This is a genomic window from Dietzia aerolata (assembly GCF_014144865.1).
In the GTDB taxonomy this organism is placed as follows: Bacteria; Actinomycetota; Actinomycetes; order Mycobacteriales; family Mycobacteriaceae; genus Dietzia; species Dietzia aerolata.
Genome location: NZ_JAALDM010000062.1, coordinates 1 through 16,241 on the forward strand (window position 1 = coordinate 1; position 16,241 = coordinate 16,241).

The following is a 16,241-nucleotide window of genomic DNA, read 5'->3' on the forward strand; positions in this document are numbered from 1 at the left end:
CGACGAGGCGCGCGCCGCCGTCGAGGTGGAGGTCGCGCGACTGTGCGCGGCGCTGGCCGAACGCGACGCGCACGGCAGCCGGAGCGACCGGGGCGACCGGGGCGACCACATTGACACGGTGCTGGTGACCAACGAGGTCGGCTCGGGCGTGGTGCCCGCGCACCGCTCCGGCAGTGTGTTCCGTGACCTGCTCGGCGCGCTCAACCAGACCGTCGCCGAGGAGTGCGACGAGGTGCACCTGGTCGTGTGCGGGCGCGTGCTCGTGTTGTGACGTCCCCGGGCGACCACCTTCGAAATCAGCGTCGGTCACTCCGTAGTCGGCAACTGCTGCTCCTTGTCGGGAAACCACATGAGAAGAACCGCGGCACCAGTGACAAGAGTGTGAAGCAGCGGAACCGTCCCCTGACTGGCACCGACCCACAGGCTCACCAGCGAGGCGATGCCGACCACCGTGAGGATGACCCGCGCCGCCCGGCCACCACGGCGCATTCTGAGGGCAAGCGCGATCACGACAGCGTTCAGAATGACGACGACGATCCCCGTGATTGCGAGAACGGCGGTGGGCTCATCATCGAGGGTGTAGACCCCCGAGAACTCTGCGAGACCGCCACCCACAGCGAGGAGGAGTCCTCCGACTATGGCCAGCAGGGCCGATACGATCCAGACAATCATCGATACGAACGTGGCGGTGTCTGACGAACGGGCAGGTGTTTGAGACATGCTTCGAGGCCTTCCTAGTTTCTGTCCAGAAGTGTGGTGACATGCCGGGCCGAGCTGAATGCCCCGGCCCTGGCCCATCTAGTTGGAGTGCGTGTCGCGGAGGTCGTCGACGGTTTTGTCCGACGTCTCTGCGATGACGTCGAGTATTCGGGCGTACCAGGGCGAATCGTCACTCACCACTGACACGTGGTCCTCGCCTTCGGCCAGCATCAGCCCGCCGATCCCTCCGGACTGCTTGACCGCGGCGATGTAGCGTTCTGAGTTCGCCGGCGCGACCATCGTGTCCGCAGTGCCGTGAACTGCCACTACCGGTACGTTCGGGTCGATGTTCTGGATCGGATCTACGGACCTGTACCGGTCAGGGACCTGCTCCGGTCCTCCGCCCAGAACAGTGACTATGCGACTATCACCGTGCGTAGCGGCATATCTCATGTCCAGGGGCCCGGCCAATGACACCACGCGCGTGGGCCGGAACCGGGGCCTGTTCCCGACCTCGTCGTCGCCCAGCGCGTGGCGGGTACCTGCCCACATAGCCAGCTGGGCTCCCGCACTGTGTCCCACCACGAGCTCGTCGTCGATCGCAAACTCAGGGTGCTGTTCATTGAGCTCGACCACATGGTCCAGAGCATCGGCGACATCATGGAATGTCGTCGGCCAGCCACCACCAGACCCGACGCGTCGGTACTCGATGTTGTAGACCGCCATTCCTCGGTCGACGAGATCACGGGCGTACGAGCTCATCACCTCGGCGCCGAGCTGAGACTCCCACGAGCCCCCGTGGATCAGCACCACCAGCGGCACCGACCCCGCGGCGTGCTGTCCAGCCGGCAGGTAGAGATCACCCCAGTTCTGTGCGGGGTCGGCCTGCCCTCTGGTGGGGTAGGACACGCGCTTGACCAACGGTTCAGCGCGCTCGACCAACGCCTCGTTGGCCACCCCCGCCGCAACGGCGGACTGGCCGGCCGAAGAAGACGGCTCGGCCGGCCCATCAGCGGAGGCGCAACTGGCGGCCAGGAATGCAACTGCTGCCGACAGCGCCACCATTCCAGCAATTCGATGTTTGGTATTCGATTCCACGCGAATCACCGTAGCGGATCAATCCATTAGACAACTACACGGATTGCGAGCATTTGCCGTTTACGAAAGTTTCCACTCGGTCACATGTGGAGCTTTGTTCAGCCCAATACCATGGCACAACACGACACGGACGATATATCCACTGGATTTAACTGTGCTCCCACAACTTATTCCTTCAAGCCGGACCCGAGGACCATCATAACCAGACCTGACCTGCATAAATAGAAAATTAAAGCCTTGCCTCAGGCTCCTCCGGTGCAGCTTTCCCATAGGCGATTAATCTCACTGTCTGCTAGTTTTCTTTTTTGTGTTTCCACGTTCCGCAAGTGAGCATTTAAATAGAATGATGCAACGCTTCAGCGACTCATCGGTAAGCGCTCTCTACGTGCCACGGCCGTGTCGATAGTGAGGGCGAAACATCGCTATCGTGCTCATCCGAGCCGGCTGCTGGTTACTGCACTGATCGGCGTTGTCGTGGCATCCGGCGCCGCCGCGAGTGGCTGGATCTTATTCCCGAAGCCGACAACCGCGTCGACGCACGCCAACCCGCCAGATACAGCGTCGACTAGCCCCCTGCCCACGCCGCCACCAGAAGCCGTCGCACGCCCCGACTGCAGAGTTGTCCCTTGCGTGGCACTGACCTTCGACGACGGACCGGACAGGGTGACCACCTCACGCCTACTCGACCTACTGGAAGCGCGTCGCACGCCAGCGACATTCTTCGTGCTCGGTCACAGGATCGCGGGAAACGAGGATCTGCTAAGCCGAATGGTGCATCTCGGCATGGAGGTGGAAAACCACACGTGGGATCACCCGAAACTGACGCATCTGGCCCCCGACGCTGTAGTCGATCAGATCAGACGGACCAATGAAGAGATCGTCAGAGCAACCGGCCGACATCCGGAACACCTCCGCCCGCCGGGCGGAAATTGGTCTCCGGGTGTGACCCCAACAGACGGGCTCACTTTAACGACCTGGGATGTTGACCCCCGCGACTGGTTCCACCGCAATCGCGCCGCCGTCGTCCAGAACACCCTGTCCGCAGTACAACCCGGATCAATCGTGCTGCTACACGACATCCACCCGTCAACGATCGACGCAGTTCCAGAGATCCTGGACGGCTTAGAGGCCCGAGGCTTGGCACCGGTTACCCTGCGCGAACTCAGTACAAGCGGGACGCTGCCGCACGAATAACGCTTACCAGCAGACCCCAACCGCCATGCGCCCGGCTTGATCGCGTCGCCCATTCCTGAGCCGATCAACGACCTCGTAGGCAATCGGATCACGGATCAGCCGACCCCACACTCGTCCCTCACGGCCCCGACCACCAACAGAGCTCTCCCGCGGGTCGGACACTGTCCACCATCTGGCGAGTCTTGCTACAAGCCCAGCTGCTAAGAAAGGGATCGCCACCATGCTCCCTGCAACGCCCCTGGACCGCAGGGCTTTTCTTGCTTTCGCTGCAGCCGGTGCCTCAACCGCTCTCACCGCATGTGGGCGATCTCAGACGCCCGAGCAGCTCCCGAGGTCACAGGAAAGTCCCTCTTCGCCGCTGCCGGAACTTCCCCCGCGCAGTGGGGTATCCGAGCCTGTGCCCTCAGTCGATCGCATACCGCAAATGTGGGGCACCCACCTGCCCGGAGTGACAACGCACGTTGACACGACGCATAAACGCCGGACGATTGCGCTTACTTTCGACGCATGTGGCGGCAGCGCCGGCAGCGGTTACGACACCGAGCTCATCGCAACGCTGCATGAATATGCGGTGCCAGCCACACTCTTTCTCAACGAACGATGGATACACACCCACCCGGTCGAAACAGCACGCCTCGTCGACGATCCACTGTTTCAGATCGAGAACCACGGCACCCTCCACCTCCCGCTCTCGGTAACGGGCAGATCCGCGTACGGGATAACCGGCACCCGCGACGCCGCGGACGCGGCTCTCGAGATCGAGTCCAACAAGGAATTTCTCCTCAACGCCTTCGGCGTGGAGAGCAGCTGGTTTCGATCAGGCACGGCGCATTACGACGACATAGCTGTGGAACTCGCGCACCGTCTGGCGGTGAGGATCGCGGGGTTCGCTGTAAACGCTGACGCTGGGGCGACTGCCGAAGCGTCGACAGTTGCTGCCAACATCCTGGCTGCCGAGGACGGGGCGATCGTGCTCGCCCACATGAACCAGCCAGGCAACGGCACCGCGGCAGGCACCCGACGCGCAGTAGAACAACTTCACGCCGAGAATGTCGACTTCGTCCACCTGCACTAGCCCGCTTGCAACCACGCCGCGCCAAGACCTGGTCGGTCCTGGCAAAACGACTGGAGAGCGCGATCTATGCCCCACGCCTCTCACCCCGGGATCGAGGAGCAAATGAGATGACCGGACCTACAGAGCCGCCCGACCACCCACTATTGCCAGCCACCGGCGACGAACTCGAGACCGCCACCGCGGGTCGTCCGGGCCAAACAAGCGACAGGCGAGGAGACGTGACCGTAGTGCCGCACGCGGCTCCGCCCGCGCGACCGGATGTCGGGCAGGCGAAGCAGACCGACGCGCAATGCCAGCTGGGCCTGCCGCGCGCCTCCACACCTCACCAGACCGAGCGACACGTAGGCGTGCGAGCACCAGCATTACGACTAGGAATCGCCATCGCCCGCTCTCTATCCACGAGTGAGTCGCACGATCACGCGAATGCCGCGGCCTGGGCAATCGCCGCGGCTGCCGACACCGCCCGGCACGCACAGTCCACAATCGCGATCGTCACCTTCGGCACCGACTCCGATCTTGTCGACACGAGGTCGACCAGCGACATGCGAGTGCCCGCTACCGAAGTTCTCGGTGCTGCCAACCGTTCTGCAGACCTGCCTGACGCGTTGGAGTTATTGCGCCACCGTCTCAAGCTGGACCTACATCCGGGCGATTCGCGACTGCTGGTTGTCATCTCCGACACCGCACCGGCCTATCTCGAGCGCGTCGAGCTCAGTGTGATCGGCCTTGTCGAGTCCGGGGCCTGGGTCCTGTGGGTGAGCGTCGACGAGGACAGGCCCGCTGATCTGCCTGCTGGCATCACCGCTGTCGGTGTCTCCAGCACCAACTTGACGCGCACACTGCCCGACATCATCAATGACGTCTTGGCCGCGCTGTCCTCAGACGGTTCCCAGTAAGCGCCTGGCCCGGTGATTCACAGGGGGCTCCAATCGCTCGGGTCAACCCATCAGGCGCGTCGGACTCGCCGAACAGTCACAACGAAGAGTGCAACGAGTAGTACGTAGTCGATCACCATCAGGACGTAACCGATGCTCTCAAGTGATGGGGCCAGGTCCCACACAGCATGGATAACAACCGCGCCGAGTACGGCGACTGCGAATTCGTAGCGCAGTAATGTATTGAACCGGCAGAGAACGTAGCCGGCCACTGCGCCGGTTACCGCCACGGTGAAGGCGTGGAACCCGAAGCCCACGAGCATTCGCGAGGCGATGGTCGTGAGTTCTTGGGCAACCCCGAGACCGCCGTCGTCCGGCGAGATCGCGTACTGCAGGTTCTCGAACACCTCGAACCCCGCGCCTGCTGTAAACCCGAGCGCGAGCCCTCGGAGCGGGGTTCGGACACCGATCACAAGGACGGCTATAACGGCGGCCAGCTTGATCAGCTCTTCAGCGAACGGCGCTATCACAGCACCCGGCCCGAGACCATTGAGGACTCCGGCGAGACCTGTTGCCCCGAACGCACCCCAGAGCACCATCCAGATGATCTCGTCTCGCGTCACCGCTCCCGCAGGCAGCGATAAACGGGCCACAACGCACAAAAGACCTGCCTGAACTGCAGCGGCGACAAGGGCGATCGCACTCCCCGCCATTCCGACATCCGCCATGTCGGCAAGTCCGACCAACGAAATCGCTGCACCCAGGAAAAAGAGCACGGCGAGCACTTTGCCGCCAGCCCCTGATGCGGCGACACGTCTCCATACCGAGTATGGACCTTCCGGAGTACCGATATCAGTGCTCAACGTCAGCCCCTGTCCTGTTGTGTTGCCGACCGAGAGTAATCGCCGCAATCGAGTAGACCAGCAGGCTCAGCACCACGGTCCAGGTCACAGCGAGCAGCGCGAGCGAGGCCTCGTCAAGCAGGTAGTCAGGAATCTTTATCCAGGCGAGCAGGCCGAACACGATGGAAGCCGTGCCTCGCGGGCCCAGAAATGCGATCAGTGTCTTCTCGCGCCGCGTGTAGAAGTGACCGCTGAGTGCCAGCATGACTGGGCCCGCGCGCAGGACGCTGATTGCGCCGAGCGCGAAGATGACCACCGGCCACCCCGCCCAGCCGAGGTCCAACAGGTAGTCGATCAACAGTCCGAAGCCGAACCACATCACGACGTTGCACAAGAGCGTCACGTCCTCCACGAACTCAAGCTCGGAGCCGCCGAGCTCCTGGACAGTTCGGGCCGCGCGGTAGGTGATGCCGCAGACGAATGCCGCGACGAACCCGTTACCTTCAAGAAGGACTGCGCCCCCGTAGGCCAACAACGCGACCATGATGACGGTGATCCCCAACGCCCGTGTGGATGTCAGCGAGAGCGCCAGAGCTCGATTTGCGGCGAATGCTGCCCCGAACCCGATCGCCCCACCGATGCCGATGGCGATCGCAGTGGAATAAACTCCCTCGCCCACCGCGTCCCAGAACTCCCGCTCGCCCGATGTGTGCTCGATGAGTACGAGTGCGCAGACGAAGATCGGCGCCATTATGCCGTCGTTGTAGCCACTCTCGACGTTCAATAGTCGGCTGACCCGTCGCGGCACAACCCGGTTTCGAAACAGTGACCCATTAGCTGACAGGTCCGTCGGCATAACGGCGCACGCGAGGACTACGAGAACCGCCAGCCCAACCCCTGGGAACAGGAAGGCGCCGAATGCCGTTGCCGCGACAATGGACAACGGCAGCCCAATCAGGAGTAGTTTGAGCGCCCCGCGTCGGTCGTGCCCGAGCATCCCGCCTTTGACCTCAGTCGCGTCGACGAATAACAGGAGGGCGAGAACCATCTCGACTATGCGTTCGGTGGTGGGCAAAGCAAGTGCAGTCGACAGTTCCACTCTGGACACTTGCGCAGTGGCCGCGCCGGCTATTGCCAGAACCAGCGCAGGAGCAACGCGCCAGTGGGTCAGACGAGTGGCGAAGAGCGACCATACGGCGGTGACCGCTGCCGCAACGAGTAAGAGAGCCGTCAGATTCATTCCGGGACCCAGAAGCGTGCCGGATGAAGTCCGGCCCCGTCACCGGTAGGGGAACTATGGCGAGCGGGCGCCCCCGCTTGACGATCGCGGCGAGTCGGCCTGTCGATTGTTTTGTCCAAGCTACTCATTCAGAATCCGTCTCCAAGAGAGACTGTGATCGGAGCCCGCGATGCCGTGAACTCCAGCGGCAGGCACCGGGTGTCGCAGGCGTCCTCACGAACCCGAACCCTGAACCAACTCCAGAAACGCGACGCTAGGCGTTCCGAAGACCGATCTTCAGCCCGTCCTTTTCACAGATTTGCGACATCTTCCCCTCCGAGTGCGGCCGGCACAGCCAGCCACTCACAGTCATGATGTCCGAGGTGCCGATAGTGGCTGCATATTCGGCGGCGACGTCGATGGCTTCCGTGCAGCCCACACGGCCTACTGGCGTGCCCATTGCCTCAACCACTCGCAGATTCCCACCTGCATCCTTAACGGGGCCACAATTAGTCGTGTCCTCACCCGCGACGTGAGCGGCAGGGGGAGGGGGCGCGGGCTGGGAGTGCTCGGGCTCCGCGACCTTCGGTTGCACATCAGGGTGCAGCGTGTGGACCGGGACGGGGGCTGGCGGCGGGGGCGAAGCCGGAGCCGCCTGTCCGCGCAAGCCGATGACCAGTCCCGATGCGGAGCACACATGCGGCACGGTGGCATCGGGCTGGGGCTGACAGTGCCAGCCATCTACAGTCGTAGCACTCTGCCCCGTTGCCCCGCCGATGTAGTCGTGAGCGACCGTGATCGCATCAGTACAGCCCGCACGCCCAGAGCCGTTTGCGAACGCGATCACGTGCGCGACTACGCCTTGGTGGTCGTGCACAACGCCACAATCCACGTCACCGATCGGCATCGGCGGGGGCGGTTCTGCGATATGGGATGAAACAGCGTGCGTCGACGAAGCGGAGTGCGATTCCCGCGGTCCCTCTTGCTTCGATCCGCAGCCCGCGGCGAGGAGCAGAAGCAGAGCTCCGATTGAGATCAGCACTCTAGAGTTCGTGTTCATGTGGTCCTCATATCAGTTGGCCCGTCGGGGCGGCATTGGTCGCCAGCCGTTCACTGCTGGCAGTTTTCTTCAGTCAGAGTCCGTGGAGGACCGCGTCCTCACCGGCGGCCCTTAAAAACTCGTCACGGGTCGCGGACTTGATGTGTTGAGCACTTATCGCGAACAAAGGGACGTAGATAGGTGGCGTCAACTCGAGAACGCGCACCAGTCCACCCGCCGCACTCCCGGGCGGTTCCGTCACGAAGGCGACATCTGATGTCCCGATCACCGCTGTAACTGGTGGCGTGCCTTGAATCGGGTTACGACGCACAGCTGGAGTGAAGCCAGCTTCCCTGCACACCTGGATCAGATGGTCTGTGTAACCAGACTTACCGGGATGGCCCCACACCGTGATTGACTCTGCCGCCAGTTCACTTAGCTGGATCGAGTCGCGACTCGCCAGATGATGCTCGGATGAGACTGCGACGCGAAGGCGGTGCGAACTCAACGTCGATCGGGTCACGCCGAGTCTGGGCTTCATACCTCGACACAGACCCACATCGATCTCTCCATTGAGCACCCCTTTCTCGAGCTCACCCGGATACCGTTGGTTGACATTCGTAGACAGATCAGGAATTACTTTCCGGACGCGGTGGATCAGCTGCATCACCTCGAGCACAGTGATCGCCGGTGTATGGCCGATCTGAAGCGTGGCCAGCGCATTAGTCGCCGCTCTACGAGCACGCAGCAACGCCGCATTTGCGAGGCCATGCAATACAGTTGCGTCTTCAATCAAAGCCTGCCCGGCAGGAAGCATCTTGATGCCGCCGCCACGCCTGGAGAAGAGCTCCACCCCGACCTCCCGCTCCAGGGCGCGCATGGAGCCAGACAAGGCCTGCTGCGATAGATGGAGACGCTGTGCAGCAGCAGTGAGAGATCCTTCTTCGGCTACAGCGACTAGATACTCGAGCTTGCGAAGGTCAAGCAACGACTGTCCTTTCTACATTTGTAAAGGCCCCACCTCCCAGTCCCCCTACAGAACCGCTGCCCATGCTAGGAGTTGGCAGTCGGAATCCGGCCAGAAACCGCCCCCGTTCAACGACCACAAGAGGATCCGTAGATCCGACAAGGTCTCATTGTGACCCTGCCGCCCTACGGTCCCTACCAGCAGAAACGATCCCGGCCCCCCAATCGTCCAGGGGTGTGCGTCAGAACTTCACGGCCCGGCAAGGGCAACTCATCGTTCAGCCGACTGCAACCTCGCACCGCCGGCGGTACCGTCCCACGACGTATGTCCCGAGCGATAGCTGGCCCAGAAAGACACGGCAACAGCTTGCCCCGCAAACAGAAGACACGGAAGACCGACCAGCGCTGGCTGCGCTACGCGAGGAATCGCCAACGCACAGTGCTTCACACCAGTGGCTTCAATGCACAACGAGGCAACTCCGATTGCCACTCCTGCACAGCCGCCAAGCGTGCAGATCGTCGCAGTGCTCGATTACGCCACAACGAAATGAAAGTAAATGATCCCGTTAACCTGCGTTCTGCCCGTATACATCGGCGTCACGCCAGAAGAATTCACTCGAGCCTATCGAAGCATCTCATTTCAGACCCTCCCGCCAGAAGAAATACTGGTGGTCTTAGACGGCCCCGTGCAGAGCGAAATCTCAACCTTCTTGAAGAATCAGAAGCGCTCCGATGCACGACTCAGCGTCATCGAACTCGAAACCAACCAGGGGGTTTCTGCGGCGATGCGCACCGCGTTCGAGCAGGCTCAGAATCGTTGGGTAGCGCGGCATGATGCTGACGACATCATGATGCCGGATCGATTCGAGAAACAATGGCCTGTGGTTTCCGAAGAGCGTTACGCGGCCGTCGGCGGTGCAATGCTGGAATTCGTTGGAGAACCGACCAACATTGTCCGAGTAAGACGACTTCCCAGTACGCACGCCGCATTAGCTAGTTATGCCCGGATGAATAGCCCACTCAACAATCAGAGCACGATTTTTGATCGCGACGCCGTACTGGCCATCGGAAATGTACGAGATATCCATTTCATGGAAGATTACGACCTGTTCGCACGCCTGATCGCGAATGGCTACCTGCTCCACAGCATAGACGAGGCGTTGGTCCTCGTCCATGCGCAAGAGACCATGTATGACAGGCGCACCGACAAGAGATTCTCCGCCTCCGAGCGGCAAATGCAGCGCAATCTCGTCGATCTCGGGCTAATTTCGCCGCCCCGATCGGTGATGAACTACGCAGCACGTCAACTCTTCCGGAAACTACCTCGCCCACTCCTCAAATTCGCTTACGCCAAGCTGTTCCACCGACCCGATGCCCTCAACTCCCCAATCTCGGAAGTGAAGCAGTGGATCGAGTCGGACTGGCCGGGATTTTCTCCGTGCCCCACTCTCATCAAGAGCTCATGATGCCCAACCCCCTCAAAGGAAAGTCAGAGGTCAAAAGACGGGACACGGGAGCGAAGAGCACACTGGTTGCGACACCGGGAAGCTGTGTCGGCAGACATGACGACCAGCTTCTCAGGTTCCACACACCGTGCGGTACCGGATTGATGACTCACCCAAGCGTGGTGTTCATACCCCAAGAGTTCTCGGGCTATCCGTATTGGATGGCCGGAACGCCTTATGACGGAGTTGACGACTCTATAGAAAATCCCTGCATTTACGCCTCCCATGACGGCACCAACTGGGAAATTCCCCCCGGAGCAACCAACCCGGTAGCCCCCACGCCCCCAGGCAAGGCACATAACTCGGATGCCCATTTGGCATTCGACGGCACCGCTCTCCACCTCTGGTATCGACGCACCAATGACGGTTATGACACCATCCTGCATGCTATTAGCAGCGACGGAACGCAATGGTCCACGTTCGATTATGCGCTCCGCTTACCGCAACACCGCGAACGCATTTTATCGCCCACCATATGCCGCTCGAGCACCCGGTGGTTCATGTACACCGTCAAGTTTATCCGCCAAGGAAACTATAAGATTGTGCAGCGACGTGAGGCTGGCGATCCCAGTGGCCCTTGGGGTCCCCCCACCAGCTGTGATATCACTCTGCCTGACGGTCGACTGCCGTGGCATATCGACGTGTGCCACGTCGGCTCTGAATACTGGATGGTCATCGCCGACAGCATTTCAAACAAGGGCGGCGACCTTTTTTTCGCCACTTCGAAAGACGGGTTGTCATTCGACGTCGCCCAGGAACCGCTGCTCTCTCGCCATTCCGCCGTCGGGAGCGGTTTATATCGATCAGCGCTAGTCGCGCGGCCATCGATCGACAAGGCCGGCCACGAGTCCGTCATCGCAGACGCCTGGTACTCGGTTGTAGACGGACGCCGATGGGGAGTGTGCCGCGGGGAGATCATCCTCCGGCGCCCTCTCACGATCTGACACTCATGCAATTCGAAAGGACGCGTGTTCGCGATGGGCTTACCACTGGGACGAAACTCCACAGTCTCCTCCGGAGGACGATCGCGTCTTGCTCTCCTGCTTGCCGCAGCACTCGCGGGAGGCGCCTTGGCGTGTTCTGTGGTCGGCAGTGGAAGCAGCACCGTCAGCATCTCAGAACCTCGCGTCATTTCAGCGCCCGTTGCAGCCTTGCCTGTGCTGCCAGAACGGCCCGCCTTTACCGTCGTTGATGCGGCGATGATTCGATCGATCGCTCAGCTGGCCCTTGTCGAGCAGGGCCAGCCCGCCGACTTGACTGATACAGACTTGGTAGCGCGCGATGTGCTCGCCGGCGGCCCACTTGCCGTAGCTGACGTGCGGCACAAGACATACGAGATACTCTCCGGGTTCGGGCCCGGCGGCCCCTTCGACCCCTCGATGCCGCCTCGACCTGAATGCCCGCCAGCTGCCAGAGCCTGCATTGACGTCGGCGGTAAGCGTGCGTGGCTGCAAGACGGCGGACGCATCACCTACGGGCCGGTGCCGATCACCACGGGGAAACCTGGGTTCGAAACCACACTCGGTTCGCATCGGGTCCTGCGTCACGTCCGCCACGACCACAGCCGAATCTTCGATTCGCCGATGCCCTACTCCACCTACTTCACAACCAGTGGCATGGCCTTCCACGAAGGTCGACTCGATGAGCCTTCGCATGGATGCATCCATCTGGGACACCACGCGGCCGCCCAGTTCTTCGACCAGTTGCGAGTCGGAGACGAAGTCGTCGCGTTCTGACGGCTGAAACCAATTCAGCTCACGCGCACCGTTCTGTTCCTCAGCTGCTCCGCTCCTCACTTGCGACTCGGCCGCCTGTGTGCGCGAACTGCAGTCGCTGTTGACCCTCAGAAGGTTGGTTATATGCTCGTCGTAGAAACGCTCATCGCGGTCGCGATAGCCGTGACCACCGCATTCGGCGGCCTGGTGGCCGACGACGTGTTCAGCGTCGACGACTCGTGCACGGTCACCGCCCGGCCCGACCTATGGGCGCACCACTGCACCTCGCAAGCCCGGCTCGCCTGGTTCCTCGGCTCGGCGGCCCTACTCGTGGGCGCCATGTGGGCGCGTCACTGGCTGATCAACCGGAACGGCACCCTGTACTACTTGCGCCTGCTTCCCGCCACCAGTCCCGACCGGATGCGCGGGGCCATCGACCTGGCCCGCGCACGCAGCCTTGACTTCCGCACCGCCACCGGCTGGTTCGGTATCGACGGTGACTTCCTGGACATTCGCACTGACGTGAACCTGGTGACCGACGAATTGGAACGTGCCATGAACGATGATGACGAGGGCACCGGTTACCTGTTCGCCCCCAATCTGGTTTTTCCCGCCGCGCTAGCCGTGGGATATGACGCGCTCCTGCGCCAGCGCACCCATCTGTGTGAGCTGCCGGAACAGGCACGGTCCGGGCGGCGGTTCGGGGGTGACACAGGCATACGGACCGTGTTCTTCGACGACGGATACACCCGGTGGTCGGACCGAGACTGGGTGCCCCACCACGCCCACCCTGACCCCGAGATCACCCTCACCACACTGGGCGATCCGACTTCCGATCCCACGGCGGTCCGCCGCGTGTGGCTCTCCCTCCAGCTGGGCCCACAGGGGCCGGTCACCGAGGTAGACGCCGCGTACCCGCTGCGACGTGCGTGTGACGTGGTGGTGGTGGCCGGTCCCACCGAGACCGTCAACGGTGAACCCCGGCTCCGCGCCTGGCAGCTGCCCACCCTGCGCCGGCTCCCCGGCGGGGACAGCCGCCGTATCGACCCCACGGCATTCGCCCGAATCCTCGAGGAACTGTCGGGCGCGGTGGAGCACGTGCTGGATGAATACCCCGGGGCGCAGGTGCTACTAGCCGCCGACGTACCGCACACTGTGGCGTTCGCATTGGGCTACGTCATCTCCGAACGCAAAGACGCCTACATTCATGGCACACTCCCCGCCCATCCGGGGTCCCGCCTCGACTCCTCACCCGCCGGATGCACACCAGCACAGGCCGAAACCGACGGGCTGAGTTCACTGAACCGGTTCTGGGAGTCGGTGACGCCAGTGCTGATCCAACCTGGTAAGGCCATACCAGCCCTTGTCCACGCCGCCCAGATTCCAGACTCGGTTCCCCGCTCATCTTGAAGCACGATGCCCGGTCATTGGCATGACGGCGTCGGCTGGCGGAGTTCTCCCGTGGGATCTCGTGCGGCGTCTATGAGACGCGCACGTTTTCCGAATTGACTGTTCAGAAAACTCAGTCGGACAACTGCGACGGCGCCGCGTCCTAGGCTGGGTTTCATCGGATGTCAGCCGGAGCCACCCGGAGTTTTGATATTCCAGGGCCGCCACGGCGCGATCCGACCCGATCAACCTCAGCCCTCATTTGACCTCAGCCCACTGTCAGGAACACGCCGCTGCGCATCCTGGCCCCTCTCGGAAGGACACCGTGAGCACCGACCAGCTCGCCGACAGCACCCACGACCCCGCCGCGCCGTCCCCGCTCGCCCGGGCCGGCGGCCTCGTGACGACCGTCGCCCGGCGCCTGCCCGTCACCACAGTGTTCGTGGCGGCGCTCATCGTCACCGGCGTGGTGTTCGAGTCACTGTGGCGGCACGCCGGTCAGGCCAGCTGGTTCGAGGGCGTGGCCTACGGGCTGCCCGCCCTGGAGGCCGGCCGGTGGTGGACGCTCGGCGCCGGGCCGTGGTTCGGGCTCACCCCGCTGCAGCACGTGTCGCTGATCCTGTTGGCCGGCCTCGGGATCGGCGTGGGCGAATGGCTGCTCGGGCCACTGCGCGTGCTCATCGCCGCGATCGGCGGGCAGCTCATCGGGGTGCTCGGCGCGATCGCGGTGATCGTGCCCGGCGACGCGGCGGGCTGGGCGTGGGCCAGCGAACTGTCGGTTGTGCTGGACGTGGGCTGCTCGACCGCGGTGATCGCGGTCCTGGCCGCCGCCACCGCCACCCTCGTCTCCCCGTGGCGACTGCGCGCGCGGGCCATCCTGTACGGCTACGTGATCGTCTCGTTCCTGTTCGTCGGCAGCCTCGCCGACCTCACTCACCTCATCGCGTTTGTGGTGTTCCTGCTGGTCGGCGAGCGTTTCTTCTCCCGCGGCGAGCGCGGCCTGCGCCCCCGGACCCGCCGCGAGACCCGCCTGGTCGTCTCGGCCGGCATGTGGTTCATCGCGGCCGTGCACGTGGTGGTGTACTTCATCCCGTCTGAGGGGCCGCTCGGCCCCACCGAAGCCGACGACGTGAGCCTGGTCAGCATGCTTGTCTCCGTGGTGGTGGCGGCCGTGACCGCTGAGCTGCTGCGGCGCGGATACCGGATCGCCTGGGGCGTGGCGCTGGCATACGCGCTGTTCACCACGGTCAGCACGCTCGTGGTGACCGTCCTGGTGGTGGCCGCCGACTTCGAGTCCCTCGGCGCGGTCACCCTCGGCACCGGCCTGCTGTGGGCCGGCGAGGCGGTGCTGCTCATCGTCGGGCGCAACGCGTTCGGCGTCCACCTGCGCCGCCGCGTCACCGGCTCCTCCGTCCACCCGGACAAGGTGGTAAACCGCGTCCGCACGCTCATCCGCAGCCACGGTGGCAGCACCATGTCGTGGATGATCACGTGGCAGCCGATGAACTACTTCTTCGGCCCCGGCGGCGACGATTCCGCGGGCGTGGTGGGGTACCGGATGCACGTCGGCGCGGCGATCGGGCTGGCCGACCCGGTGGCCGCACCGGAAGACCGCGAGCGACTGCTGGTCGAGTTCGTGAACTTTGCCGAAGCGCAGGCCGCCGTGCCGTGCCTGTTCTCGGTGTCCGGCGAGACGGCCGAGATCATGCGGGGCCGCGGGTGGCGGGCGCTGCAGATCGCCGAGGACACCCTCATGGACCTGCCCGATCTGGCGTTCGCCGGCAAGAAGTGGCAGAAGATCCGCACCGCCATGAACAAGGCCGAGAAGCAGGGCACCACCTACGTGTCCGGCCTGCTGCGCGACCAGCCGGCGGACACGCTGGCGCAGGTGCGGGAGATCTCCGAGCAGTGGGTGGGCGACAAGGAGCTGCCCGAGATGGGCTTCACGCTCGGCACGGTGGAGGAGGCGCTCGACGACGACGTCCGCATCGCGCTCGCCGTCGACGCCGAGGGCACCGTTCAGGCCGCGCTCTCGTGGCTGCCGGTCTACCGCGGCGGGCCCGACGGCGGCGTGCGCGGCTGGACGCTGGACCTCATGCGCAAGCGCAACGGGCCGGGCGCCAACAACATGATCGAGTTCCTCATCGCGCGCTCGGCGCTGGAGTACAAGGACGAGGGTGCGGACTTCCTGTCACTGTCCGGCGCGCCCCTGGCGCACAGCAATGACGGGGACGACGACAACGCCGAGGTGGCCGTCCTCGACAGGGGCCTCGACCTGCTCGGTCAGGCACTCGAGCCGTATTACGGTTTTCGTTCACTGCACCATTTCAAGGCCAAGTTCAATCCCCGCGTCGACCCCGTCTACCTGTGCTTCCGCGACGAGGCGGACCTGCCGCGCATCGGCCTGGCCATCGGCCGCGCGTTCCTGCCGGGCGCCACTACTCGCCAGCTCGCGGCGCTGGCCCGGTCCGGCGGCGGATCCTCGGACGCGATCGACGTCTGAACCGCCGGCCCTGTTCATCGAGCAGAGAGTTCGGCCCGCATCGGTCGAGTAGAACTGCGCGAAACCCTCTGCTCGACGTGGGGGCTCGCGCGGGTGCGGGCGCGGGGTCGGGCGCGGGCGCG

The 16,241-nt window shown here is 63.4% G+C and carries 14 protein-coding genes; 9 read left to right on the plus strand and 5 right to left on the minus strand.

The genetic code is table 11. The features are described from left to right. On the plus strand, positions 1-271 hold a 271-nt coding region (locus tag G6016_RS04645; RefSeq protein ID WP_182631529.1), incomplete at its 5' end, for a bifunctional adenosylcobinamide kinase/adenosylcobinamide-phosphate guanylyltransferase. 35 nt (positions 272-306) lie between these two features. On the opposite strand, the gene G6016_RS04650 is transcribed toward G6016_RS04645, so the two are convergent. Further along, complete coding sequence (locus G6016_RS04650) at positions 307-672, minus strand: hypothetical protein (RefSeq protein ID WP_182631530.1); 366 nt, start codon at positions 670-672, stop codon at positions 307-309. A gap of 126 nt (positions 673-798) precedes the next feature. Next, positions 799-1,764 (minus strand): alpha/beta hydrolase family protein, encoded by a 966-nt coding sequence (locus G6016_RS04655; RefSeq protein ID WP_182631542.1) that lies wholly within the window; start codon positions 1,762-1,764, stop codon positions 799-801. Positions 1,765-2,427: 663 nt separating this feature from the next. Here G6016_RS04655 and G6016_RS04660 point away from each other — a divergent pair. From G6016_RS04660 to G6016_RS04670, 3 genes are all read left to right on the plus strand, one after another. After that, positions 2,428-2,991, plus strand: a complete 564-nt coding sequence (locus G6016_RS04660) for a polysaccharide deacetylase family protein (protein WP_182631531.1) — start codon at positions 2,428-2,430, stop codon at positions 2,989-2,991. A gap of 424 nt (positions 2,992-3,415) precedes the next feature. After that, a complete protein-coding gene (locus tag G6016_RS04665) occupies positions 3,416-4,066 on the plus strand; it encodes a polysaccharide deacetylase family protein (RefSeq protein ID WP_241729755.1) in 651 nt (216 codons plus the stop codon). 107 nt (positions 4,067-4,173) lie between these two features. Then, positions 4,174-4,962 (plus strand): vWA domain-containing protein, encoded by a 789-nt coding sequence (locus G6016_RS04670; protein ID WP_182631533.1) that lies wholly within the window; start codon positions 4,174-4,176, stop codon positions 4,960-4,962. A 50-nt stretch (positions 4,963-5,012) separates the two neighbouring features. On the opposite strand, the gene G6016_RS04675 is transcribed toward G6016_RS04670, so the two are convergent. From G6016_RS04675 to G6016_RS04685, 3 genes are all read right to left on the minus strand, one after another. Continuing rightward, the gene (locus G6016_RS04675) at positions 5,013-5,804 is read right to left on the minus strand and encodes a PrsW family glutamic-type intramembrane protease (RefSeq protein WP_182631534.1); all 792 of its coding nucleotides are present in this window, start codon (positions 5,802-5,804) and stop codon (positions 5,013-5,015) included. After that, positions 5,794-7,023, minus strand: coding sequence for a cation:proton antiporter domain-containing protein (locus G6016_RS04680; protein ID WP_182631535.1), 1,230 nt, complete (start codon positions 7,021-7,023; stop codon positions 5,794-5,796). Before G6016_RS04680 ends, G6016_RS04675 begins: the two co-directional genes overlap by 11 nt. Positions 7,024-8,135: 1,112 nt before the next feature. Continuing rightward, positions 8,136-9,029, minus strand: a complete 894-nt coding sequence (locus G6016_RS04685; RefSeq protein WP_182631536.1) for a LysR family transcriptional regulator — start codon at positions 9,027-9,029, stop codon at positions 8,136-8,138. A gap of 535 nt (positions 9,030-9,564) precedes the next feature. On the opposite strand from G6016_RS04685, the gene G6016_RS04690 reads away from it, so the two are divergent. The 5 genes from G6016_RS04690 (at position 9,565) to G6016_RS04710 (ending at position 16,119) form a co-directional block, all read left to right on the plus strand. Continuing rightward, positions 9,565-10,473 carry a glycosyltransferase gene (locus G6016_RS04690; RefSeq protein ID WP_182631537.1) on the plus strand — a complete coding sequence of 303 codons (909 nt, stop codon included), beginning with the start codon at positions 9,565-9,567 and terminating at the stop codon, positions 10,471-10,473. A 158-nt stretch (positions 10,474-10,631) separates the two neighbouring features. Next, on the plus strand, positions 10,632-11,456 hold the full coding sequence (locus G6016_RS04695; RefSeq protein WP_182631538.1) for a hypothetical protein: 825 nt from the start codon (positions 10,632-10,634) through the stop codon (positions 11,454-11,456). 255 nt (positions 11,457-11,711) lie between these two features. Beyond that, complete coding sequence (locus tag G6016_RS04700) at positions 11,712-12,248, plus strand: L,D-transpeptidase (protein WP_182631539.1); 537 nt, start codon at positions 11,712-11,714, stop codon at positions 12,246-12,248. Between the two features lie 123 nt (positions 12,249-12,371). Next, positions 12,372-13,637, plus strand: a complete 1,266-nt coding sequence (locus G6016_RS04705; RefSeq protein ID WP_182631540.1) for a hypothetical protein — start codon at positions 12,372-12,374, stop codon at positions 13,635-13,637. Positions 13,638-13,941: 304 nt separating this feature from the next. Continuing rightward, a complete protein-coding gene (locus tag G6016_RS04710; RefSeq protein WP_182631541.1) occupies positions 13,942-16,119 on the plus strand; it encodes a phosphatidylglycerol lysyltransferase domain-containing protein in 2,178 nt (725 codons plus the stop codon). Positions 16,120-16,241 lie beyond the last annotated feature (122 nt).